Origin of the sequence: Streptomyces sp. NPDC093225, from assembly GCF_044753805.1 — a bacterium.
Taxonomy (GTDB): Bacteria; Actinomycetota; Actinomycetes; order Streptomycetales; family Streptomycetaceae; genus Streptomyces.
On the sequence record NZ_JBIVNX010000031.1, the window covers coordinates 39,163 to 62,901 of the forward strand.

General features: G+C 69.8%; 18 protein-coding genes and 1 tRNA gene. 16 read left to right on the plus strand and 3 right to left on the minus strand.

Translation table 11 applies throughout. The features are described from left to right. Positions 1 to 67: 67 nt before the first annotated feature. The 4 genes from ACIQCH_RS25430 (at position 68) to ACIQCH_RS25445 (ending at position 3,934) form a co-directional block, all read left to right on the plus strand. A complete protein-coding gene (locus ACIQCH_RS25430; RefSeq protein ID WP_402584469.1) occupies positions 68 to 637 on the plus strand; it encodes a TetR/AcrR family transcriptional regulator in 570 nt (189 codons plus the stop codon). A 99-nt stretch (positions 638 to 736) separates the two neighbouring features. Next, on the plus strand, positions 737 to 2,257 hold the full coding sequence (locus ACIQCH_RS25435; protein WP_402584471.1) for a DHA2 family efflux MFS transporter permease subunit: 1,521 nt from the start codon (positions 737 to 739) through the stop codon (positions 2,255 to 2,257). Between the two features lie 77 nt (positions 2,258 to 2,334). Further along, entirely contained in the window at positions 2,335 to 3,390 is a 1,056-nt protein-coding gene (locus tag ACIQCH_RS25440; RefSeq protein ID WP_402584473.1) for a UDP-N-acetylmuramate dehydrogenase, read from the plus strand. A 16-nt stretch (positions 3,391 to 3,406) separates the two neighbouring features. Then, the gene (locus ACIQCH_RS25445) at positions 3,407 to 3,934 is read left to right on the plus strand and encodes a hypothetical protein (RefSeq protein WP_402584475.1); all 528 of its coding nucleotides are present in this window, start codon (positions 3,407 to 3,409) and stop codon (positions 3,932 to 3,934) included. Here ACIQCH_RS25445 and ACIQCH_RS25450 read toward each other — a convergent pair. Together ACIQCH_RS25450 and ACIQCH_RS25455 are read right to left on the minus strand one after the other, a co-directional pair. Then, positions 3,850 to 4,872: an adenosine deaminase gene (locus ACIQCH_RS25450; protein WP_402584477.1), complete on the minus strand. Its 1,023-nt coding sequence runs from the start codon at positions 4,870 to 4,872 to the stop codon at positions 3,850 to 3,852. The genes ACIQCH_RS25445 and ACIQCH_RS25450 overlap by 85 nt on opposite strands. Before the next feature lie 147 nt (positions 4,873 to 5,019). Beyond that, complete coding sequence (locus ACIQCH_RS25455; protein WP_402584478.1) at positions 5,020 to 6,246, minus strand: pyridoxal phosphate-dependent aminotransferase; 1,227 nt, start codon at positions 6,244 to 6,246, stop codon at positions 5,020 to 5,022. A gap of 321 nt (positions 6,247 to 6,567) precedes the next feature. On the opposite strand from ACIQCH_RS25455, the gene ACIQCH_RS25460 reads away from it, so the two are divergent. From ACIQCH_RS25460 to ACIQCH_RS25505, 10 genes are all read left to right on the plus strand, one after another. Continuing rightward, a tRNA-Trp gene (locus ACIQCH_RS25460) sits at positions 6,568 to 6,640 on the plus strand. A gap of 105 nt (positions 6,641 to 6,745) precedes the next feature. Beyond that, entirely contained in the window at positions 6,746 to 7,027 is a 282-nt protein-coding gene (gene secE / locus ACIQCH_RS25465; protein WP_030201624.1) for a preprotein translocase subunit SecE, read from the plus strand. A gap of 86 nt (positions 7,028 to 7,113) precedes the next feature. Continuing rightward, complete coding sequence (nusG, locus tag ACIQCH_RS25470; protein ID WP_402584480.1) at positions 7,114 to 8,034, plus strand: transcription termination/antitermination protein NusG; 921 nt, start codon at positions 7,114 to 7,116, stop codon at positions 8,032 to 8,034. 181 nt (positions 8,035 to 8,215) lie between these two features. Then, the gene (gene rplK, locus ACIQCH_RS25475; RefSeq protein WP_030201618.1) at positions 8,216 to 8,650 is read left to right on the plus strand and encodes a 50S ribosomal protein L11; all 435 of its coding nucleotides are present in this window, start codon (positions 8,216 to 8,218) and stop codon (positions 8,648 to 8,650) included. Positions 8,651 to 8,733: 83 nt separating this feature from the next. Continuing rightward, entirely contained in the window at positions 8,734 to 9,456 is a 723-nt protein-coding gene (rplA, locus tag ACIQCH_RS25480; RefSeq protein WP_402584482.1) for a 50S ribosomal protein L1, read from the plus strand. 135 nt (positions 9,457 to 9,591) lie between these two features. Beyond that, entirely contained in the window at positions 9,592 to 10,485 is an 894-nt protein-coding gene (locus ACIQCH_RS25485; RefSeq protein ID WP_402584483.1) for an LppX_LprAFG lipoprotein, read from the plus strand. 313 nt (positions 10,486 to 10,798) lie between these two features. Next, positions 10,799 to 11,329 (plus strand): 50S ribosomal protein L10, encoded by a 531-nt coding sequence (gene rplJ, locus ACIQCH_RS25490; protein ID WP_402584485.1) that lies wholly within the window; start codon positions 10,799 to 10,801, stop codon positions 11,327 to 11,329. A 112-nt stretch (positions 11,330 to 11,441) separates the two neighbouring features. After that, a complete protein-coding gene (rplL, locus tag ACIQCH_RS25495; protein WP_402584489.1) occupies positions 11,442 to 11,825 on the plus strand; it encodes a 50S ribosomal protein L7/L12 in 384 nt (127 codons plus the stop codon). A gap of 616 nt (positions 11,826 to 12,441) precedes the next feature. Next, positions 12,442 to 15,924: a DNA-directed RNA polymerase subunit beta gene (gene rpoB / locus ACIQCH_RS25500; RefSeq protein WP_402584491.1), complete on the plus strand. Its 3,483-nt coding sequence runs from the start codon at positions 12,442 to 12,444 to the stop codon at positions 15,922 to 15,924. Positions 15,925 to 16,022: 98 nt separating this feature from the next. Beyond that, complete coding sequence (locus ACIQCH_RS25505; RefSeq protein WP_402584493.1) at positions 16,023 to 19,922, plus strand: DNA-directed RNA polymerase subunit beta'; 3,900 nt, start codon at positions 16,023 to 16,025, stop codon at positions 19,920 to 19,922. A 78-nt stretch (positions 19,923 to 20,000) separates the two neighbouring features. Here ACIQCH_RS25505 and ACIQCH_RS25510 read toward each other — a convergent pair whose 3' ends face one another. Continuing rightward, the gene (locus ACIQCH_RS25510) at positions 20,001 to 22,541 is read right to left on the minus strand and encodes a YfhO family protein (RefSeq protein WP_402584495.1); all 2,541 of its coding nucleotides are present in this window, start codon (positions 22,539 to 22,541) and stop codon (positions 20,001 to 20,003) included. A 314-nt stretch (positions 22,542 to 22,855) separates the two neighbouring features. On the opposite strand from ACIQCH_RS25510, the gene rpsL reads away from it, so the two are divergent. Both rpsL and rpsG read left to right on the plus strand, forming a co-directional pair. After that, entirely contained in the window at positions 22,856 to 23,227 is a 372-nt protein-coding gene (gene rpsL / locus ACIQCH_RS25515; RefSeq protein WP_030201594.1) for a 30S ribosomal protein S12, read from the plus strand. 2 nt (positions 23,228 to 23,229) lie between these two features. After that, entirely contained in the window at positions 23,230 to 23,700 is a 471-nt protein-coding gene (gene rpsG / locus ACIQCH_RS25520; protein ID WP_030201589.1) for a 30S ribosomal protein S7, read from the plus strand. Positions 23,701 to 23,739: the final 39 nt, after the last annotated feature.

Genomic DNA, 23,739 nt, shown 5'->3' on the forward strand with positions numbered 1-23,739 from the left:
GTCCGGGGTCGGGGAACGGGCGCGGCCGGGGGTTGTGAAGTTAGTGATTGAGTACTAACTTAGTCACATGGTCAGGATGAGTGCGGAGGAGCGGCGCGAAAGCGTCGTGCGGGCGGCGATGAGCGAGTTCGCCCGCGGCGGCTACCACGGGACGTCCACCGAGGCGATCGCCAAGCGCGTCGGGGTCTCGCAGCCGTACCTCTTCCGGCTGTTCCCCAACAAGCAGGCGATCTTCCTCGCCGCGGCCATCCGCTGCACCGAGGAGATCCGCGACCTCTTCGCCAGCGTCTCCGACGGCCTGTCCGGCGAGGCGGCCAAGGAGGCGATGGCCGACGCCTACTCCCGCCTGATCGCGGAGGAGCCCGAACGGCTCCAGATGCAGATGCAGGTCTCGCTGGCCGTGGCCGCCGCCGAGGCGGCCGGCGACCACGAGTTCGGCGTGCGGGTGCGCGCGACCTGGATGGACCTCTACGACACCCTGCGCATCCCGCTCGGAGGGGACGCCCGCGTCGTCGCGGACTTCCTGGCGCACGGCATGCTCATCAACACCCTCTCGGCCATGGGCTTCCCGATGAGCCACCGCATCTGGGAGGGGCTGGCGCCGTCCGCCGAGGCCGAGCGGCGGGCGCAGGGGTAAGGGGTGAGGTGGACCGGCCGCGGGCCCCGTCCCGCGGCCGCCTTGGCGGACGTGTGCCCACAAAAGTTAGTCATTGATAACTAATCACCTGGGGGAGTCATGAAGACGCAACACCAAGCGGGCCCCGACGGCACCACCGGCCCGGACGGCACCACCGGCCCCGCAGCCGCCCCGGCCCCCGACGCCGCCGGGCTCGGCCGGACCGCCGTATGGGCGCTGGTCATCACCAGCGTCGCCGGCTTCATGGCGGCGCTCGACAACCTCGTCGTCACCACCGCCCTGCCCGCCATCCGCGCCGACCTCGGCGGCCGGCTCGAGGACCTCGAGTGGACGGTCAACGCCTACACCCTCACCTTCGCCGTCCTCCTCATGATCGGCGCGTCCCTCGGCGACCGCTTCGGCCGCCGCCGGCTCTTCCTCGCCGGCCTCGCCGTCTTCACCGCCGCCTCCGCCGCGGCCGCCCTCTCGCCCGGCATCGACGAACTGATCGCCGCCCGCGCCGTCCAGGGCGTCGGCGCGGCCGTGATGATGCCGCTCACCCTCACGCTGCTCACCGCCGCCGTCCCGGCCGCCCGCCGGGGCATGGCCCTCGGCATCTACGGCGCCGTCTCCGGCCTCGCCGTCGCCAGCGGCCCGCTCATCGGCGGCACCCTCACCGAGCACGTCTCGTGGCAGTGGATCTTCTGGCTGAACGTGCCCGTCGGCATCGCCGTCCTCGTGCTGGCCCGGCTCCGCCTCGACGAGTCCAAGGCCCCGAACGCCCGCCTCGACATCCCCGGCACCCTGCTGGTCAGCGCCGGCCTCTTCGGCGTCGTCTACGGCCTGGTCAACGCCAACGCCCACGGCTGGACCAGCGGCCGCGTCCTCACCGCGCTCATCGCCGGCGGCGTCCTCGTGCTGGCCTTCGTGCGGCACGGCATGGTCGCCCGGAACCCCATGCTCCCCATGCGGCTCTTCCGCAACCGCGGCTTCTTCGGCATCAACATCGCCAGCCTGCTGATGTTCCTGGGCATGTTCGGGTCGATCTTCCTGCTCAGCCAGTTCCTCCAGGGCGTCGCCGGCTACTCGCCCACCTCCGCCGGGCTGCACATGCTCCCGTGGACCGCCATGCCCATGGTCGTCGCCCCGCTGGCCGGCTACCTCTCCGACCGCATCGGCGGCCGCCCCGTCGTGGTCGCCGGCCTCGCCTTCCAGGCACTGGGCCTGGGCTGGTTCGCCACGGTCCTCACCCCCGACGTCTCGTACGCCGCCCAGCTCCCGGGCCTCGTCCTCTCCGGCATCGGCATGGGCCTGTACTTCGCCCCGTCCACCAACATCCTGATGTCCTCCGTCCCCCCGGCCGAACGCGGCATCGCCTCCGGCGCCCTGAGCGCCCTGCGCGAGGTCGGCGGCGCCCTCGGCGTGGCGGTCCTGGCCTCGGTGTTCTCGGCGCAGGGCGGCTACCGCAGCCCGCAGACGTTCACCGACGGCACGGTGCCCGCGCTGTGGATCGGCGTCGCGGCGGTGGGTCTGGGCGCGCTGGCGGCCCTGACCCTCCCCGGCAAGGCCGGCACCACGGTGCCCGCCGCCCCCACGGCCGCCCCGGCGGAGACCGGCGCCCCCGCGGCCGCCCGCGTGTGACGCGTACGACACCGCGGCCCCGCAAACGGTCCGCGGCCACGCCGGTACGGCGGGCCGCGGACCGTACTCTTGTGCACGTGCAGGTACTCCACGACGCCCCCCTCGCCCCCCTGACCACCTTCCGCCTCGGCGGTCCGGCGGCCCGTCTGGTCACCGCCACCACCGACGCCGAGGTGGTCGCCGCCGTCCGCGCGGCCGACGAGAGCGGTACCCCGCTCCTGGTCATCGGCGGCGGCAGCAACCTGGTCATCGGCGACGAGGGCTTCGACGGCACCGCACTGCGCATCGCCACCACCGGCTTCGCCCTCGACGGCACCGACCTCGAACTCGCCGCCGGCGAGAACTGGAGCGACGCCGTCGCCCGCACCGTCGATGCCGGCCTCGCCGGCATCGAGTGCCTCGCCGGCATCCCCGGCTCCGCCGGCGCGACCCCGATCCAGAACGTCGGCGCGTACGGCCAGGAGGTCTCCACCACGATCACCGAGGTCGTCGCCTACGACCGCACCCTCGGCGAGACCGTGACCCTCACCAACGCCGAGTGCGCCTTCTCGTACCGGCACAGCCTCTTCAAGGACCGGCCCGAGCGGTACGTCGTCCTGCGCGTCCGGTTCCGGCTGGAGGACGCCGGCGGCCTGTCCGCGCCGATCAAGTACGCCGAGACCGCCCGCAGCCTCGGCGTCGAGGCCGGTGAGCGCGTCCCCGCCGCCACCGCCCGCGAGACCGTCCTGAAGCTGCGCGCGGGCAAGGGCATGGTCCTCGACCCGGCCGACCACGACACCTGGTCCGCCGGCTCGTTCTTCACCAACCCGATCCTCACGGACGCGGCCTACGAGGCGTTCCTCGGCCGGGTGCGCGACCGCCTGGGCGCCGAGGCCGTACCGCCCGCCTACCCCGCGGGCGAGGGGCGCACGAAGACCTCCGCGGCCTGGCTCATCGACAAGGCCGGCTTCACCAAGGGCTACGGCGCCGGCCCGGCCCGCATCTCGACCAAGCACACCCTCGCCCTGACCAACCGCGGCGAGGCCACCACCGAGGACCTGCTGGCCCTCGCCCGCGAGGTCGTGGCGGGCGTGCACGCGGCCTTCGGCGTGACCCTCGTCAACGAGCCGGTCACGGTCGGCGTCCGTATCTGACAGGTCCCCGCCACCGATGCGCTGTCCGCTGCACGGGTCCGGCGCGGACCCCACGCGCCTGGTCGGGCGCACGCTCCGGCGCGTCACGGCCTCGTGGCACAGCGCCGACGGAGAGCGCTCCGAGGCGCCGCTGGACGTCTGGCTGACCGACGGCGAGGGCGAGACGACCCGGATCACCACCGGATCGGACCACTGCCTCATCGTCGAGCACGCGGCACCCCACGAGCCCTACGACATGGGGGAGTGGGGGCGCATCGAGGTCGGCGAGGACCTCGGCGACCACCCCTTCCTGCGGCACCTGGGCCAGCCCGTGGTCTCGGTCGCGGAGTTCGCGGTGCCGGAGACCGGGCGCAGCCGGCTCGACGTGGTCTTCCCGGGCGGCCGGGTGATCTGCGACTGCCACGACGGGGACCTGCGGCTCACGTGGGCACCGGCCCCCGCCGAGGGCGCCGTCCCGGCTCAGGGGGCCGTCAGCCAGTCGTCGATCCCCGCCAGCAGCTTCGCCCGGACGTCCGCCGGCGCCGCCGAGCCGCGCACCGACTGACGGGCCAGCTCCGCCAGCTCCGCGTCGGTGAACCCGTGGTGCGTCCGGGCGATCTCGTACTGGGCCGCCAGCCGCGAGCCGAACAGCAGCGGGTCGTCCGCCCCCAGTGCCATCGGCACGCCCGCCTCGAACAGCGTGCGCAGCGGCACGTCCTCGGGCTTCTCGTACACGCCCAGGGCCACGTTCGACGCCGGACACACCTCGCAGGTCACCTGCCGGTCCGCGAGCCGCTTGAGCAGCCGCGGGTCCTCCGCGGCCCGTACGCCGTGCCCGATGCGCGCCGCGTGCAGGTCGTCCAGGCAGTCCCGGACGGACGCCGGGCCGGTCAGCTCGCCGCCGTGCGGGGCCGCCAGCAGGCCGCCCTCACGGGCGATCGCGAAGGCCCGGTCGAAGTCGCGGGCCATGCCGCGCCGCTCGTCGTTGGAGAGCCCGAAGCCGACGACGCCGCGGTCGGCGTACCGGACGGCCAGGCGGGCCAGGGTACGGGCGTCGAGGGGGTGCTTCATCCGGTTGGCGGCGATCAGCACCCGGATCCCGAGGCCGGTGTCGCGCGAAGCGGAATCCACCGCGTCGAGGATGACCTCCACGGCCGGGATCAGTCCGCCGAGGTGGGGGGCGTACGAGGTGGGGTCGACCTGGATCTCCAACCAGCCGCTGCCGTCGCGGACGTCCTCCTCGGCGGCCTCGCGGACGAGGCGCTGGATGTCCTCGGGACGGCGCAGGCACGAGCGGGCGGCGTCGTAGAGGCGCTGGAAGCGGAACCAGCCGCGCTCGTCCGTGGCGCGGAGCTTGGGCGGCTCGCCGGCGGTCAGCGCGTCGGGGAGCCGGACGCCGTACTTGTCGGCGAGCTCCAGCAGCGTCGAGGGGCGCATGGAACCGGTGAAGTGCAGGTGCAGGTGGGTCTTCGGCAGAAGCGTGAGATCGCGTGCGTGCTCCATTTGGTGATCCTGCCGTACCGCTGCGCCCGGCGGGAGGGGGTTTCCCGATTCGGGGACGTCCCCGAACGCGTTACCGGCTCCGGACGCGCCGAAGCGGCGGCGCCCCGGACCGGGGTGCCACCGCTTCGGAAGGGGGGAAGCCGGGGCTTACGCCTTGGCCTCGGCCAGGAGCTTCTGGATGCGGGAGACGCCCTCGACCAGGTCCTCGTCGCCGAGCGCGTACGACAGGCGCAGGTAGCCCGGGGTGCCGAAGGCCTCGCCCGGGACGACCGCGACCTCGGCCTCGTCCAGGATCAGGGCGGCGAGCTCGACGGAGCTCTGCGGGCGCTTGCCGCGGATCTCCTTGCCGAGCAGGCCCTTGACCGACGGGTACGCGTAGAACGCGCCCTCGGGGGTCGGGCAGTACACGCCCTCGATGTCGTTGAGCATCTTGACCATCAGCTGGCGGCGGCGGTCGAAGGCCTTGCGCATCTCCGCCACGGCGTCCAGGTCGCCCGAGACGGCGGCGATCGCGGCGACCTGCGCCACGTTGGAGACGTTGGACGTGGCGTGCGACTGCAGGTTGGTCGCGGCCTTGATGACGTCCTGCGGGCCGATGACCCACCCGACGCGCCAGCCCGTCATGGCGTACGTCTTGGCCACGCCGTTGACGACGATGCACTTGTCGCGCAGCGCCGGCACGACGACCGGCAGCGAGGTGAACTTCGCGTCGCCGTAGACGAGGTGCTCGTAGATCTCGTCCGTCATGACCCACAGGCCGTGCTCGGCGGCCCACTCGCCGATCGCGCGGGTGTCCTCCTCGCTGTACACGGCGCCGGTCGGGTTCGACGGCGACACGAACAGGACGACCTTGGTGCGCTCGGTGCGCGCGGCCTCCAGCTGCTCCACGCTGACGCGGTAGCCGGTGGTCTCGTCCGCGACGACCTCGACCGGGACGCCGCCCGCGAGCTTGATCGACTCGGGATACGTGGTCCAGTACGGGGCCGGGACGATGACCTCGTCACCCGGGTCCAGGATCGCCGCGAAGGCGTTGTAGATCGCCTGCTTGCCGCCGTTGGTGACGAGGACCTGGGACGCGTCGACCTCGTAGCCGGAGTCGCGCAGGGTCTTCTCGGCGATGGCCTTCTTCAGCTCGGGCAGGCCGCCGGCCGGCGTGTAGCGGTGGAACTTGGGGTCGCGGCAGGCCTCGACCGCGGCCTCGACGATGTAGTCGGGCGTCGGGAAGTCGGGCTCGCCGGCGCCGAAGCCGATGACCGGGCGTCCGGCGGCCTTGAGGGCCTTGGCCTTGGCGTCGACGGCGAGCGTGGCGGACTCGGAGATGGCGCCGATGCGGGCGGAGACGCGGCGCTCGGAAGAAGGCGTTGCAGAGGTCATGGGGCCAATCGTCCCAGACGCCACAAGGGTGCGCGGCATCGTTTCAAGCAGCGGACGAACCGCTTTCCGACGCTCCTGCGGACGGACTTTCGAAGGTGGGCCCGCCGGGGTCCCGAAAGTCCTGCGGGACCCCGGGCCGGCGGGCTCCGGCAGGGTCCGCGCGGCGGGTCCTGGCACCCGTCGGACCACGTCCGGCCCCTTTCTGTTCGACGCGGCGACCAAGACCACGTACACTCACCTCTCGTTGGCCCTCAGCGGGCCGCTCCGACGGCGGGCACTCCGTGCACCCGCTCGGATGCGGTAGGTTGGGGGACGCAACAAAGGGTCGTAGCTCAATTGGTAGAGCACTGGTCTCCAAAACCAGCGGTTGGGGGTTCGAGTCCCTCCGGCCCTGCTCCACACTCCTTCGCCGGATGTGTGCGCAGGTACGTACTTCGATGCACCGCCGTGCGGCTCAACCGGGCGCGGCACGGCCATGACCCGGATTCAGGTGAGAGACGTGACGGACGCCCTGGGCTCCATCGACATGCCTGACGCCGAGGACGAGACCCGCGAGAAGAAGGCCCGCAAGGGCGGCAAGCGCGGCAAGAAGGGCCCTCTGGGCCGCCTCGCGCTCTTCTACCGCCAGGTCGTGGCGGAACTCCGCAAGGTTGTCTGGCCGACTCGTAGCCAGCTGACGACGTACACCACCGTGGTGATTGTCTTCGTTGCCATCATGATCGGTCTGGTTACCGTGATTGACTATGGGTTCCAGGAAGCCATCAAGTACGTCTTCGGCTGATCCCCGCGGAGGGCGGCGCCTTGATGAGGCGACCGCCCGTTTTCGCATGTTCCACCCCTCTTTGTATCCAGGAAGAAGCAGCCACCGTGTCTGACCCGAACCTGAACGTGAGCCCCGACTCCGTCGAGTCCGTCGAGGACGAGCTCGACATCGTCGAGGCGGCGGACGCTGTGGACCCTGACGAGGCCGAGGCCGAGGCCGCCGACGCCGCAGAGGCCGGCGACGCCGCCGAGGAAGCCGCCCTGCACGTCGAGGACGAGGACGTCACCGAGGACGAGGCCGCGGACGAGGCCGAGCTCGAGGACGAGGACGTCGTCGCCGAGGACGAGGCTGAGGACGAGGACGAGACCGCCGAGGAGGAGGCCGCCCCGGCCGCCCCCGCCGAGCCGGTCGACCCCATCCAGGCGCTGCGCGAGGAGCTCCGTACGCTCCCCGGCGAGTGGTACGTGATCCACACCTACGCGGGCTACGAGAAGCGCGTGAAGGCCAACCTCGAGCAGCGTGCCGTCTCGCTGAACGTCGAGGAGTTCATCTACCAGGCCGAGGTGCCCGAGGAAGAGATCGTCCAGATCAAGAACGGCGAGCGCAAGAACGTCCGGCAGAACAAGCTGCCCGGCTACGTGCTCGTCCGCATGGACCTGACGAACGAGTCCTGGGGCGTCGTCCGCAACACGCCGGGCGTCACCGGCTTCGTCGGCAACGCGTACGACCCGTACCCGCTGACCCTGGACGAGATCGTCAAGATGCTCGCCCCGGAGGCCAAGGAGAAGGCCGAGCGCGCCGCCGCGGAGGAGGCCGGTCTGCCCGCCCCCGCCGTCAAGCGCACCATCGAGGTCCTGGACTTCGAGGTCGGCGACTCGGTCACCGTCACCGACGGCCCGTTCGCCACGCTGCAGGCGACCATCAACGAGATCAACCCCGACTCGAAGAAGGTCAAGGGCCTCGTCGAGATCTTCGGTCGCGAGACCCCGGTCGAGCTGAGCTTCGACCAGATCCAGAAGAACTGAGTCCCCCCGGGACGGATCTTCCGGACCATACGCTTCCGGTCAGGTCAGGCAGCCCCTCGCGGGCGGTCTGACCTGCTCGGTTTTAAGCCCCGCACCGGTACCCGTTATCGTGGTGCGGTATGCCTCCATCCGGATGACCGGTTGGCGGCTGGAAAACTCTCACTAGGACCCGGAGAGAGCAATGCCTCCCAAGAAGAAGAAGGTCACGGGGCTTATCAAGCTCCAGATCAACGCCGGTGCGGCCAACCCGGCCCCGCCGGTCGGCCCCGCGCTGGGTCAGCACGGCGTCAACATCATGGAGTTCTGCAAGGCCTACAACGCCGCGACCGAGTCGCAGCGTGGCATGGTCGTGCCGGTGGAGATCACGGTCTACGAGGACCGCTCCTTCACCTTCGTCACCAAGACCCCGCCGGCCGCGCGCCTGATCCTCAAGGCCGCCGGTGTGGAGAAGGGCTCCGGCGAGCCGCACAAGACCAAGGTCGCCAAGCTGACGCGCGACCAGGTCCGCGAGATCGCCACCACCAAGATGCCCGACCTGAACGCCAACGACCTGGACGCCGCCGAGAAGATCATCGCCGGCACCGCCCGTTCCATGGGCATCACGGTCGAGGGCTGATCAGCTCTTCGCACGCCCCCAGTGGTAGGGCCGGCGCTGGCCCGCACCACGACTCCACACCTGAAGCACACACAGGAGCAGAAGTGAAGCGCAGCAAGTCCCTCCGCGCTGCGGACGCCAAGGTCGAGGCGGGCAAGTTCTACGCCCCGCTCGAGGCCGTCCGTCTCGCCAAGGAGACCTCCACCACCAAGTTCGACGCGACCGTCGAGGTTGCCTTCCGCCTGGGTGTCGACCCGCGCAAGGCCGACCAGATGGTCCGCGGCACCGTGAACCTCCCGCACGGCACCGGTAAGACCGCCCGGGTCCTGGTCTTCGCGACCGGTGACCGTGCTGCGGCCGCGGAAGCCGCTGGCGCCGACATCGTCGGCTCCGACGAGCTGATCGACGAGGTGGCGAAGGGCCGTCTGGACTTCGACGCCGTCGTCGCCACCCCGGACCTCATGGGCAAGGTCGGCCGCCTCGGCCGCGTGCTCGGTCCGCGTGGTCTGATGCCGAACCCGAAGACCGGCACGGTCACGATGGACGTGGCGAAGGCCGTCACCGACATCAAGGGCGGCAAGATCGAGTTCCGCGTCGACAAGCACTCGAACCTGCACTTCATCATCGGCAAGGTCTCCTTCTCCGATGAGCAGCTGGTCGAGAACTACGGCGCGGCCCTGGAGGAGATCCTCCGTCTGAAGCCGTCCGCCGCCAAGGGCCGTTACCTGAAGAAGGCCGCCCTGGCCACCACGATGGGCCCCGGCATCCAGCTGGACCCGAACCGCACCCGCAACCTCCTCGTCGAGGAGGACCCGGCCGCGGTCTGAGCCTGACGGCTCGCTTTGTGGCGTGAAGAGGCCCCCCGCTCCCGAAAGGGAGTGGGGGGCCTCTTCGTACGTCCGTACCATCGGGTGCGCAGACCAAGATCACGCAGCGTCCGCTGCGGGAGGGGTGGGGGAACGATGAACGAGTACCGCAGGAAAACCGTGGGCGCCGTCCTGGCGGCCGTACTGCTGGCCGCCGGCGCCACGGCCTGCGACGACGGTGAGAAGGCCGCCACGGGGGCCGTACGGCCCTCGCAGGCCGCCGGCCGGGGCGGAGCGGGGGACATGGCTCCGGTCGCGTACCTGGAGCGCGTCCAGAAGAAGTCGGAGGAGATCACCTCCCTGCGCTACACCATGTCGGGCACCGCGGCCGGGCAGACGATCTCCGGCGAGGTGGCCATGCGGCTCAAGCCGCAGGTGGCGATGTCCATGGTGATGGCCAACCCGCGGAAGGCCGGCGAGAAGGTCGACATCCGCCTCCTCGACGGGGCGATGTACATGGGCGCCCAGGGCAAGTGGCTGAAGTTCGACCTCAAGGCCGCGAACCCGCAGGCCGCCGGGCAGCTGGATGCCCTGTCCAACGCCGGTCAGGGCGCCGAGAACCCCGGGGACCGGGCCGGCGCGCTCAGGACCTCCAAGGACCTGAAGAAGGTCGGCGAGGAGACCGTGGACGGGCAGCGGACCACCCACCTGGCCGGCACCGTCACCCTGGACCAGATGCGGGCCGCGGCGGCCGCCGCCACCACGCCCGAGGCCAAGGAGCGCCAGGAGGCGCAGGTCAAGCAGCTCGAGAAGCAGGGCGTGACCAGCCTGCAGATGGACATGTGGATCGACGGCGGCGACCACACCAAGCAGGTGCGCGTGCAGGGCCGGACCCAGCAGGGCCCGATGGACGTGACGATGAAGTTCACGGGCCTGAACGAGCCGGTCCGGATCACCGCTCCGCCGGCGGACCAGGTCGTGGACCTCTCCGAGGCCATGAAGAAGCGGGGCGCCACGGCCGGCGCGGCGTCCGCGGGCGCCGCGGGCTGATCCCGGCCCCGCCGGGCCCGCGGGCACGCGTACGGGACGTGCGCGCGGGGCCCGGCGGAGGCGATTTGCTTCGGCTCGGGCGCTTCACGTACAGTCTCCGGGAAGCCAAAGACCGCTGGTCGTCGCCGTGCCCCCGGGCATGGTGGCCGAAGGATCCGCTGAAATGCGGACGACCCGCGCAGGTGACACCGGAGAGAAGCTCCCGGATCCTCGTCGATCAGGTTGAGCCACGCCCTGTGCGCCCTGCGCCGGGGCGTTTCGTTTTACATGCCCCTTCCGCGCGGTCCCATCACCCGGAAGGAGGCCGACGCTTATGGCAAGGCCCGACAAGGCTGCCGCGGTAGCCGAGCTGGAGGACATGTTCCGCAGCTCGGGCGCCGTTGTGCTGACCGAGTACACGGGTCTCACCGTCGCGCAGCTCAAGACGCTGCGTCGTTCGCTCGGTGAGAACGCCCAGTACGCCGTGGTGAAGAACACGCTGACCAAGATTGCGGCCAACTCGGTCGGGATCTCCGCGCTGGACGAGCACCTTGCTGGTTCGACCGCGGTCGCCTTCGTCACCGGTGACCCGGTGGAGTCGGCGAAGGCTCTGCGTGACTTCGCCAAGGAGAACCCCAAGCTCGTCATCAAGGGCGGTGTCCTTGATGGCAAGGCGCTGTCCGCCGACGAGATCAAGAAGCTTGCGGACCTCGAGTCCCGCGAGGTTCTGCTCAGCAAGCTGGCCGGCGCGTTCAAGGGCAAGCAGTCTCAGGCTGCCTCGCTCTTCCAGGCGCTGCCGTCGAAGCTCGTCCGCACCGTGGACGCGCTGCGCGCCAAGCAGGCCGAGCAGGGCGGTGCCGAGTAATTCGGCTCGCGCATTGATCCGCGCCGCCTAGTGCGCGGGTCGTAGCGGGCCGACTACGCCCGCCTCTCGATACATCTCGGCACCAGCCGAATTAGTGGAAGGATCGCCCATCATGGCGAAGCTGTCTCAGGAAGACCTGCTCGCGCAGTTCGAGGAGATGACCCTCATCGAGCTCTCCGAGTTCGTGAAGGCGTTCGAGGAGAAGTTCGACGTCACCGCCGCCGCGGCCACCGTCGCCGTTGCCGCCGGTGTCCCGGGCGCCCCGGCCGAGGCCGTCGAGGAGAAGGACGAGTTCGACGTCATCCTCACCGGCGCCGGCGACAAGAAGATCCAGGTCATCAAGGTCGTGCGCGAGCTGACCTCCCTGGGCCTGAAGGAGGCCAAGGACCTCGTCGACGGCACCCCGAAGCCGGTCCTCGAGAAGGTCAACAAGGAGGCCGCTGAGAAGGCCGCCGAGTCCCTCAAGGCCGCTGGCGCCTCGGTCGAGGTCAAGTAAGACCTTCCGAGCGTCCACGCACCGCTGACCGCCCTCTGAGGGCGTCCGGCGGGGACTGCTTGTGACGAAGGGCGATCACCCGCACGGGTGGTCGCCCTTCGGCGTTCCCGTGACCGTCGGCTTGCCCTCTCGTTCCCGGGGAGTAAGGTGATCTTCGTCGTGCCCCCGCGCACGGCCCGGTGATGGCCCGCACGGGCCCGCTGACGGCCCGTACGGGGCGGGGGGCCTTGACGAACGGCACGCGGCGCGCAATTCTCAGGACGCGTCGCTACGCCGATCCAAGTCCGAGGCATGGATCGGTTACGAAGAGGGCAGTACTGATACGCGCTCTGCACACGAGGGCTGCAGCGTGGACGGTGTGAACAACGTGGGGAAGGGCCTGTTGCCGGACTCCGGAAACCTGGTCTGGACATCAGTGAGCCAAGTGGCTACACTGACCCTTTGCGCTGCCTGTTAGCTGCCCCCTGCCCGTCGCCAGGGGCATGCCCACGCTCGAGCACACCGGATGGATAGTCCCTGACCTGGCCTTTTCCGCCAGCTGAGGGGTACCTCGTCTTCTGTGTCGGCTGGGACCGGTACGCGCGTAGTGAGTCCGAGCCCTCGGAAGGACCCCCTCTTGGCCGCCTCGCGCAACGCCTCGACCAATACGAACAACGGCGCCAGCACTGCCCCGCTGCGCATCTCCTTTGCAAAGATCAAGGAGCCCCTCGAGGTTCCGAACCTCCTGGCGCTGCAGACCGAGAGCTTTGACTGGCTGCTCGGCAACGCCGCCTGGAAGGCTCGCGTCGAGGCCGCTCTCGAGAGTGGACAGGACGTCCCCACCAAGTCCGGTCTGGAAGAGATCTTCGAGGAGATCTCGCCGATCGAGGACTTCTCCGGGTCGATGTCGCTGACCTTCCGCGACCACCGCTTCGAGCCGGCGAAGAACTCCGTCGACGAGTGCAAGGACCGCGACTTCACCTACGCGGCCCCGCTCTTCGTCACGGCCGAGTTCACCAACAACGAGACCGGTGAGATCAAGTCCCAGACGGTCTTCATGGGCGACTTCCCGCTCATGACGAACAAGGGCACCTTCGTCATCAACGGCACCGAGCGTGTCGTGGTGTCGCAGCTCGTCCGTTCGCCCGGTGTCTACTTCGACTCCTCCATCGACAAGACGTCCGACAAGGACATCTTCTCCGCCAAGATCATCCCGTCCCGGGGTGCCTGGCTGGAGATGGAGGTCGACAAGCGCGACATGGTCGGTGTCCGCATCGACCGCAAGCGCAAGCAGTCCGTCACCGTCCTCCTGAAGGCGCTCGGCTACACCACCGAGCAGATCCTCGAGGAGTTCGGCGAGTACGAGTCCATGCGCGCCACCCTGGAGAAGGACCACACCCAGGGCCAGGACGACGCGCTGCTCGACATCTACCGCAAGCTGCGCCCGGGCGAGCCGCCGACCCGTGAGGCCGCGCAGACGCTGCTGGAGAACCTGTACTTCAACCCGAAGCGCTACGACCTGGCCAAGGTCGGCCGCTACAAGGTCAACAAGAAGCTCGGTGCCGACGAGCCGCTGGACGCCGGCGTGCTCACGGTCGACGACGTCATCGCGACGATCAAGTACCTGGTCAAGCTGCACGCGGGCGAGGCCGAGACGATCGGCGAGAACGGCACCAGCATCGTCGTCGAGGTCGATGACATCGACCACTTCGGCAACCGTCGTCTGCGCAACGTCGGCGAGCTCATCCAGAACCAGGTCCGCACGGGTCTGGCCCGTATGGAGCGCGTCGTGCGCGAGCGCATGACCACCCAGGACGTCGAGGCGATCACGCCGCAGACCCTGATCAACATCCGGCCGGTCGTCGCCTCCATCAAGGAGTTCTTCGGCACCAGCCAGCTGTCGCAGTTCATGGACCAGAACAACCCGCTGTCGGGTCTGACGCACAAGCGTCGTCTCTCGGCACTGGGCCCCGGTGGTCTGAGCCGCGAGCGGGCCGGCTTCGAGGTCCGTGACGTGCACCCGTCCCACTACGGACGCATGTGCCCGATCGAGACCCCCGAAGGCCCGAACATCGGTCTGATCGGTTCGCTCGCCTCGTACGGCCGCGTCAACGCGTTCGGCTTCATCGAGACGCCGTACCGCAAGGTCGTCGACGGCCAGGTCACCGACGAGGTCGACTACGTCACCGCCGACGAGGAGGACCGCTTCGTCATCGCCCAGGCGAACGCCCGCCTGGACGAGAGCCTGCGCTTCACCGAGAACCGCGTCCTGGTCCGCAAGCGTGGCGGCGAGGTCGACTACGTCGAGCCGTCCGACGTGGACTACATGGACGTCTCGCCGCGCCAGATGGTGTCCGTCGCGACCGCGATGATCCCCTTCCTCGAGCACGACGACGCCAACCGTGCCCTCATGGGCGCGAACATGATGCGCCAGGCCGTTCCGCTCATCAAGGCGGAGGCCCCGCTGGTCGGTACCGGCATGGAGTACCGCTGTGCGGTCGACGCCGGCGACAGCATCAAGGCGGAGAAGGACGGTGTCGTCCAGGAGGTCTCGGCCGACTACGTCACCGTCGCCAACGACGACGGCACGTACACCACGTACCGCGTCGCCAAGTTCTCCCGCTCGAACCAGGGCACCTCGGTCAACCAGAAGGTCATCGTCAACGAGGGCGACCGCATCATCGCGGCCCAGGTCCTCGCCGACGGCCCGGCGACCGAAGAGGGCGAGATGGCCCTCGGCAAGAACCTGCTCGTGGCGTTCATGCCGTGGGAGGGCCACAACTACGAGGACGCGATCATCCTGTCGCAGCGCCTCGTGCAGGACGACGTCCTCTCCTCGATCCACATCGAGGAGCACGAGGTCGACGCCCGTGACACCAAGCTGGGCCCCGAGGAGATCACCCGGGACATCCCGAACGTCTCCGAGGAGGTCCTCGCCGACCTCGACGAGCGCGGCATCATCCGCATCGGTGCGGACGTCGTCGCCGGCGACATCCTGGTCGGCAAGGTCACGCCCAAGGGTGAGACCGAGCTGACCCCCGAGGAGCGCCTGCTCCGCGCGATCTTCGGTGAGAAGGCCCGCGAGGTGCGCGACACCTCGCTCAAGGTCCCGCACGGTGAGATCGGCAAGGTCATCGGCGTCCGCGTCTTCGACCGCGAGGAGGGCGACGAGCTTCCTCCGGGCGTGAACCAGCTGGTCCGCGTCTACGTCGCCCAGAAGCGCAAGATCACCGACGGTGACAAGCTCGCCGGCCGCCACGGCAACAAGGGTGTCATCTCCAAGATCCTCCCGATCGAGGACATGCCCTTCCTCGAGGACGGCACCCCGGTCGACATCATCCTCAACCCGCTCGGTGTCCCGTCCCGAATGAACCCGGGACAGGTCCTCGAGATCCACCTCGGCTGGCTCGCCAGCCGCGGCTGGGACGTCTCCGGCCTGGCCGACGACTGGGCCCAGCGCCTGCAGGCCATCGGTGCCGACCAGGTCGCCCCCGGCACCAACGTCGCGACCCCGGTCTTCGACGGTGCCCGCGAGGACGAGCTGGCCGGTCTGCTGCAGCACACCATCCCGAACCGCGACGGCGAGCGCATGGTGCTCCCGTCCGGCAAGGCGCGCCTGTTCGACGGCCGCTCCGGCGAGCCGTTCCCGGACCCGATCTCGGTCGGGTACATGTACATCCTCAAGCTCCACCACCTGGTCGACGACAAGCTCCACGCCCGCTCGACCGGTCCGTACTCGATGATCACGCAGCAGCCGCTGGGTGGTAAGGCGCAGTTCGGTGGCCAGCGCTTCGGTGAGATGGAGGTGTGGGCGCTCGAGGCTTACGGCGCCGCGTACGCCCTCCAGGAGCTGCTGACCATCAAGTCCGACGACGTCACCGGCCGCGTGAAGGTCTACGAGGCCATCGTCAAGGGCGAGAACATCCCCGAGCCGGGCATTCCCGAGTCCTTCAAGGTGCTCATCAAGGAAATGCAGTCGCTCTGCCTCAACGTGGAGGTGCTGTCCTCGGACGGCATGTCCATCGAGATGCGCGACACCGACGAGGACGTCTTCCGCGCGGCGGAGGAGCTCGGTATCGACCTGTCCCGGCGCGAGCCGAGCAGCGTCGAAGAGGTCTGACGGGCCCGGCGGGGGCTCCCACGAGGAGCCCCCGCCGCCCGGGACCGTTTCAGACCACTGATCAAGAGACACGACCCCGAAAGAGGGATTGACGCACAGTGCTCGACGTCAACTTCTTCGACGAGCTGCGGATCGGCCTTGCCACCGCGGACGACATCCGTACCTGGTCGCACGGCGAGGTAAAGAAGCCGGAGACCATCAACTACCGCACCCTGAAGCCCGAGAAGGACGGACTCTTCTGCGAGAAGATCTTCGGTCCGACCCGGGACTGGGAGTGCTACTGCGGCAAGTACAAGCGTGTCCGCTTCAAGGGCATCATCTGTGAGCGGTGTGGCGTCGAGGTCACCCGTGCCAAGGTGCGCCGTGAGCGGATGGGCCACATCGAGCTCGCCGCCCCCGTCACCCACATCTGGTACTTCAAGGGCGTCCCGTCGCGCCTGGGCTACCTGCTGGACCTCGCGCCGAAGGACCTCGAGAAGGTCATCTACTTCGCCGCGTACATGATCACGTTCGTGGACGACGAGCGTCGTACCCGCGACCTGCCGTCCCTGGAGGCCCACGTCTCCGTCGAGCGCCAGCAGATCGAGAACCGTCGCGACTCCGACCTCGAGGCCCGCGCCAAGAAGCTCGAGACCGACCTGGCCGAGCTCGAGGCCGAGGGCGCCAAGGCCGACGTGCGCCGCAAGGTGCGCGAGGGTGCCGAGCGCGAGATGAAGCAGCTGCGCGACCGCGCGCAGCGCGAGATCGACCGTCTGGACGAGGTCTGGTCGCGCTTCAAGAACCTCAAGGTCCAGGACCTCGAGGGCGACGAGCTGCTCTACCGCGAGCTGCGTGACCGCTTCGGCACGTACTTCGACGGCTCGATGGGTGCCGCGGCGCTGCAGAAGCGCCTGGAGTCCTTCGACCTCGAGGAGGAGGCCGAGCGCCTCCGCGAGATCATCCGCACCGGCAAGGGCCAGAAGAAGACCCGTGCGCTCAAGCGCCTCAAGGTCGTCTCCGCGTTCCTGCAGACCAGCAACAGCCCCAAGGGCATGGTCCTGGACTGCGTCCCGGTCATCCCGCCGGACCTGCGTCCGATGGTGCAGCTGGACGGTGGCCGCTTCGCGACCTCCGACCTGAACGACCTGTACCGCCGCGTCATCAACCGCAACAACCGTCTGAAGCGCCTGCTCGACCTCGGTGCCCCCGAGATCATCGTGAACAACGAGAAGCGGATGCTCCAGGAGGCGGTCGACGCCCTCTTCGACAACGGCCGTCGCGGTCGCCCGGTCACGGGCCCCGGCAACCGTCCGCTGAAGTCCCTCAGCGACATGCTGAAGGGCAAGCAGGGTCGATTCCGTCAGAACCTGCTCGGCAAGCGAGTCGACTACTCGGCGCGTTCCGTCATCGTCGTCGGCCCGCAGCTCAAGCTGCACCAGTGCGGTCTGCCCAAGGCCATGGCGCTGGAGCTCTTCAAGCCGTTCGTGATGAAGCGCCTGGTCGACCTGAACCACGCGCAGAACATCAAGTCGGCCAAGCGCATGGTCGAGCGCGGCCGCACCGTCGTGTACGACGTCCTCGAAGAGGTCATCGCCGAGCACCCGGTGCTGCTGAACCGTGCGCCCACGCTGCACCGCCTCGGCATCCAGGCCTTCGAGCCGCAGCTGGTCGAGGGCAAGGCCATCCAGATCCACCCGCTCGTCTGCACCGCGTTCAACGCGGACTTCGACGGTGACCAGATGGCCGTCCACCTGCCGCTCTCCGCGGAGGCGCAGGCCGAGGCCCGCATCCTGATGCTGTCCTCGAACAACATCCTCAAGCCCGCCGACGGCCGTCCGGTGACGATGCCGACCCAGGACATGGTCCTCGGTCTGTTCTTCCTCACCACCGACGGCGAGCTCCGCGACGTCAAGGGCGAGGGCCGTGCCTTCGGCTCCACCGCCGAGGCGATCATGGCCTTCGACGCCGGCGAGCTGTCGCTGCAGTCGCAGGTCGACATCCGCTTCCCGGTGGGCACCATCCCGCCGCGCGGCTGGGTCGCCCCGGTCGCCGAGGAGGGCGAGCAGGAGTTCCAGCCGGGTGACAGCTTCCGTCTGAAGACCACGCTGGGTCGTGCGCTCTTCAACGAGCTGCTGCCGGAGGACTACCCGTTCGTCGACTACTCGGTGGGCAAGAAGCAGCTCTCCGAGATCGTCAACGACCTGGCCGAGCGCTACCCCAAGGTCATCGTGGCGGCGACGCTCGACAACCTGAAGGCGTCCGGCTTCTACTGGGCGACCCGTTCCGGCGTCACCGTGGCCATCTCCGACGTCGTGGTCCCCGAGGCCAAGCGCGAGATCGTCGCGGGCTACGAGGCCCAGGACGAGAAGGTCCAGAAGCAGTACGAGCGCGGTCTGATCACCAAGGACGAGCGCACGCAGGAGCTCATCGCGATCTGGACCAAGGCGACCAACGAGGTCGCCGAGGCGATGAACGCGAACTTCCCCAAGACCAACCCCATCTTCATGATGGTTGACTCGGGTGCCCGAGGAAACATGATGCAGATGCGACAGATCGCCGGTATGCGTGGTCTGGTGTCGAACGCGAAGAACGAGACCATCCCGCGTCCGATCAAGGCCTCGTTCCGCGAGGGCCTCTCCGTGCTGGAGTACTTCATCTCCACCCACGGTGCCCGTAAGGGTCTCGCCGACACCGCCCTGCGTACCGCCGACTCGGGTTACCTGACCCGTCGTCTGGTGGACGTCTCGCAGGACGTGATCATCCGCGAGGAGGACTGCGGCACCGAGCGCGGTCTGAAGCTGAAGATCGCGTCCCGCGACGAGACCGGTGTGCTGCGCAAGGCCGACGACGTCGAGACGTCGGTGTACGCGCGCATGCTCGCCGAGGACGTCGTCGTCGACGGCAAGGTCCTGGCCCCCGCCAACGTCGACCTGGGCGATGTCCTCATCGACCAGCTCGTCATCGCGGGCGTCGAGGAGGTCAAGACCCGCTCCGTGCTGACCTGTGAGTCCGCCGTCGGTACCTGTGCGTACTGCTACGGCCGCTCGCTGGCCACCGGCAAGCTGGTCGACATCGGTGAGGCGGTCGGCATCATCGCCGCCCAGTCCATCGGTGAGCCCGGTACCCAGCTGACGATGCGTACCTTCCACACCGGTGGTGTGGCCGGTGACGACATCACCCAGGGTCTGCCGCGTGTCGTCGAGCTCTTCGAGGCCCGTACCCCGAAGGGTGTCGCCCCGATCTCCGAGGCCGCCGGCCGCGTGCGGATCGAGGAGACCGAGAAGACCAAGAAGATCGTCATCACGCCGGACGACGGCTCCGACGAGACCGCCTTCCCGATCTCGAAGCGTGCGCGCGTCGAGGTCGCCGAGGGCGACCACGTCGAGGTCGGCCAGAAGCTCACCGCCGGTGCGACCAACCCGCACGACGTGCTGCGCATCCTCGGCCAGCGTGCGGTCCAGGTCCACCTGGTGGGCGAGGTCCAGAAGGTCTACAACTCGCAGGGCGTGTCGATCCACGACAAGCACATCGAGATCATCATCCGGCAGATGCTGCGCCGCGTGACGATCATCGAGTCCGGCGACGCCGAGCTGCTCCCGGGCGAGCTCGTCGAGCGTTCGAAGTTCGAGACCGAGAACCGTCGCGTGGTCACCGAGGGCGGTCACCCCGCCTCCGGCCGTCCGCAGCTGATGGGTATCACCAAGGCCTCGCTCGCGACGGAGTCCTGGCTGTCGGCCGCCTCCTTCCAGGAGACGACCCGAGTCCTGACGGATGCGGCGATCAACGCCAAGTCCGACAGCCTCATCGGCCTCAAGGAGAACGTCATCATCGGTAAGCTCATCCCGGCCGGTACGGGTCTGTCCCGCTACCGCAACATCCGGGTCGAGCCCACCGAGGAGGCGAAGGCCGCGATGTACTCGGCCGTCGGCTACGACGACATCGACTACTCGCCCTTCGGCACCGGCTCCGGCCAGGCGGTCCCGCTGGAGGACTACGACTACGGCCCGTACAACGGCTAAGAGTCACCGAGAAGCCCCCCGTCGCTCCGTGGAGCGGCGGGGGGCTTCCGCGTACCCGGAGGTCCCGGGCCGCGGCGGTCAGGGCAGTCGGGCCGCGCGTCGGCGGCGCAGCAGCGGGGCCGCGGCCACGGCGGTGAGGGCCAGCAGGCCGAGGGCGGCGCCGGCGAGGGCGGGGGCGAGGCCGGGCGGGGTGAAGGAGCAGGAGACCCGGTCGGTGCCGGGGGCGAGGCGCACGGCGAGGAGGCCGTGGAAGGGGGTGGCCGGGCCGGAGCAGTGCCAGCCCGGTACGGCCGTGGTGGCGACGACCGCGACGGCCGGGGCGGACGCGGGGCGGGCCGCGGTGACGGCGGTACGGGCGGGCACGGCCGTGCTGCCGGCGGTCCGCGGCGGCAGCGTCGCGGTGAGGGAGTGGCCGGCGACGGCGACGCGGGTGGCGCCGGTGGCGGTCAGGTGCCGGACGGCCCGCCCGAGCGCGGCCGGGTCCAGGCAGGCCAGCGGGTGCGCGGGGGTCCCGCCGCGGGCCCGTACGGAGACCACCACGCGGCCCGAGGCCGGCACCGTGCCCAGCCGCAGGACGCCCGTCTGCCGGGCGGCGAGCGGGTGGGAGGCGCCGGCCGCGGTCAGGGTGCCGGTCAGGCCGGGGGAGTACCAGAAGGCCTCGGTGCCGGGGGCGCAGCGGGCGGTGTACGCCGGCAGGTGCGCGGGGCCCGCCGGGACCTCGTAGACCGTGGCGCCCAGGACGTCCTCCCGGCGGGACCAGACGCCCGCCGGGTGGGGGGAGGCGTACGGGGCGGCGCGCACGGTCACCAGCGGGGGAGCGGGGAAGACCGAGCCGGTCCAGGCCTCCGGGGCGCCGGCCGCGGGACGGACCCGGGCGCCGATCGAGAAGACCGCGTCCAGGACGGGGTCGTCGGCGCCGAAGAAGGTGCGCCCGTCGTTCTTGAAGCCGTAGCCCAGCGGCTCCAGCGCCCGGTACGTGGCCGAGGAGAGGTAGCTGCTGTAGTACTGCGGCCCCTCCGCCCGGAAGGCGAGGGCGTCGTTGTACGCGCTCTGCGGCAGGCCCGAGTCGGTCCGGTAGCGCGGCCAGCCGTCGACCCGGTCCACGGCGGCCAGCCGGTGGTCGAAGGAGGCCCCGGCGGTGGCGGCCGGCTGCGCCCACCGCTCCCGCGCCCGGCGGGTGTCCGCCTCGGTGGCCGCGAGGGCGGACTCGGCCAGCACGACCGCGGCCATGAGGACGGCGGCGACCGGCAGCAGCCGCCGCCCCCCGCGCAGGTACAGGAGCAGTGCGGCCAGCGAGAGCGCGCCGCCGCCGAGCACCGCGACCCAGGTGGCGGACCCGAAGTCGTCCGTGCGGCGGAGCAGGACGGTCGCGCCGACGAGGACGCCCAGGCCGGCCGCGAGCTGCGCGGGGCGCGGCCGGCCGGCCAGGGCCAGCCAGGCCACGATCACGACCAGGGCGCTGAAGACGAAGGCCTCGCGGTACGGGTTGCCGTTCGGCACCGCCAGTCCGTGCCACACGAACTGGGTGGGCGGGAACTGGAAGGAGGCGGCGACCAGCACCAGCGCCGCTCCCCAGACCAGCCGGGTGCGGCCGGCCGTGCGCCGGTCGAAGAAGAACGAGAGGGCCAGGACCAGCGCGAGCGAGGCGACGTACAGCCGGGGCCGGCCGCCCCACAGGTGGGTGGCCGGCAGCATCCCGGTGAGGAAGACGTCCAGGGGCTGCGGGTCGAAGCTGCCGACCCGGGTCGGCTGGGAGGCCTTGCTGGCGAGGTAGGAGGGCAGCAGCAGCGGCAGGACCAGCAGGATGCCGGTGCCGGCCGCGGTGTACGCGCGGACGAGCGCCCGGCCCCGCTCGCGCCCGGTCAGCGGCAGCGTCAGCAGGCGGACGGCCAGCAGCACGGTGGCGGCGATCGTGGCCATCATCCCGGTGTAGAAGTTGCCGGCCCAGGCGAGCGCCACCAGCAGTGCGGCGGCCGGCCAGCGCCGGCCCTCCACGCACCACTCGACGGCGATGCCCAGCAGCGGGAGCGCGGCCAGGCCCCAGAGCCACATGGGGATGTACGAGGCGTCGCTGAGCGCCCAGCCGCACAGGCCGTAGCAGGCGCCGAGGACGCCGCGCTGCCACCAGGAGCCGGGAGCGAGGCGGCCCAGGTAGACGGCCATCAGGGCGGCGGCCAGGCCCATGGTCAGGGGGCTCAGGGCGAAGACGGCGACGTCGACGTGGCGGCGGGGGACCAGGACGGTCAGCCACGAGAAGGGGTTGCCCAGGTAGGTGGCGTAGTCGGCCAGGTACTGCTGGCCGAAGCCGCCGCGCCAGTTGAGGAACAGGTCTCCGGCGCCGTGGCCGTGGACGAGGTCCCACAGCCCCTTGTGGAACGGGACGTACTGGTTCGCCTGGTCGTTGACGGCGCGCGGCCGGGAGCCGAAGGGGGTCTGGCCGCGCAGCGCCCAGGAGGTGCAGAAGGCGGCCGTGGTGAGCACGAAGGCGAGGGCGGGGGCGTACAGCGGCTCCGCCGCCGGGGGTGACCAGCGGCGGCGGGGATCGTTGGGTCTTGTCGGGAGGGCCGGATCCAGCGGTGCGGACCCGGCCCGACGGGCCCCTGACGTCGTGATCCCCACGATGTTCCCCTCCGTAGCCCTTTATGGCATGCGATAGGGGAGTCTAGGGTGTTATGTCCGGCGGACGCTGTGGCTCCTGTGGGGCGTGGGCATTTGTTTTGACCGGAGTGGATGGGATAGGTACGCTCAGACCTTGTGCCTGGGGTGTGCCTGGGCTCCTGTGCGTGTCCATCACCGCACACGAGGAGCCGCAGCCACCGCGATCTGTACGTCCCCGCCACCTGCGGAGACCTACAGCATTCGACACGCCCGACCGCGTGGGTCGGAGATGTTCCAGGTTAGTTTTACGACGGCACACAGAAACCGGAGAAGTAGTGCCTACGATCCAGCAGCTGGTCCGAAAGGGCCGGCAGGACAAGGTCGAGAAGACGAAGACGCCCGCGCTGAACGCCTCGCCGCAGCGCCGTGGCGTCTGCACGCGTGTCTTCACCACCACCCCGAAGAAGCCGAACTCGGCCCTCCGTAAGGTCGCGCGTGTGCGTCTGACCTCGGGCATCGAGGTCACGGCCTACATCCCGGGTGAGGGTCACAACCTGCAGGAGCACTCGATCGTGCTCGTGCGTGGTGGCCGTGTGAAGGACCTGCCGGGTGTTCGTTACAAGATCATCCGCGGTGCGCTTGACACGCAGGCTGTCAAGAACCGCAAGCAGGCCCGCAGCCGCTACGGCGCCAAGAAGGAGAAGTAAGAATGCCTCGTAAGGGCCCCGCCCCGAAGCGCCCGGTCATCATCGACCCGGTCTACGGCTCTCCTCTGGTGACGTCGCTGATCAACAAGATCCTGCTGGACGGCAAGCGCTCCACCGCCGAGCGCATCGTCTACGGCGCCATGGAAGGCCTCCGTGACAAGACCGGCAACGACCCGGTCATCACGCTGAAGCGCGCGCTGGAGAACGTCAAGCCGTCCCTCGAGGTCAAGTCCCGCCGTGTCGGTGGCGCGACCTACCAGGTCCCGGTCGAGGTCAAGCCGGGTCGCCAGTCGACCCTGGCCCTCCGCTGGCTCGTGGGTTACTCCCGCGCCCGCCGCGAGAAGACCATGACCGAGCGCCTCATGAACGAGCTGCTGGACGCCTCGAACGGCCTCGGCGCTGCGGTCAAGAAGCGCGAGGACACGCACAAGATGGCCGAGTCCAACAAGGCCTTCGCGCACTACCGCTGGTAGTCGCAACCCACATCGAGAGACCGAGAGAAGACTGAAGCC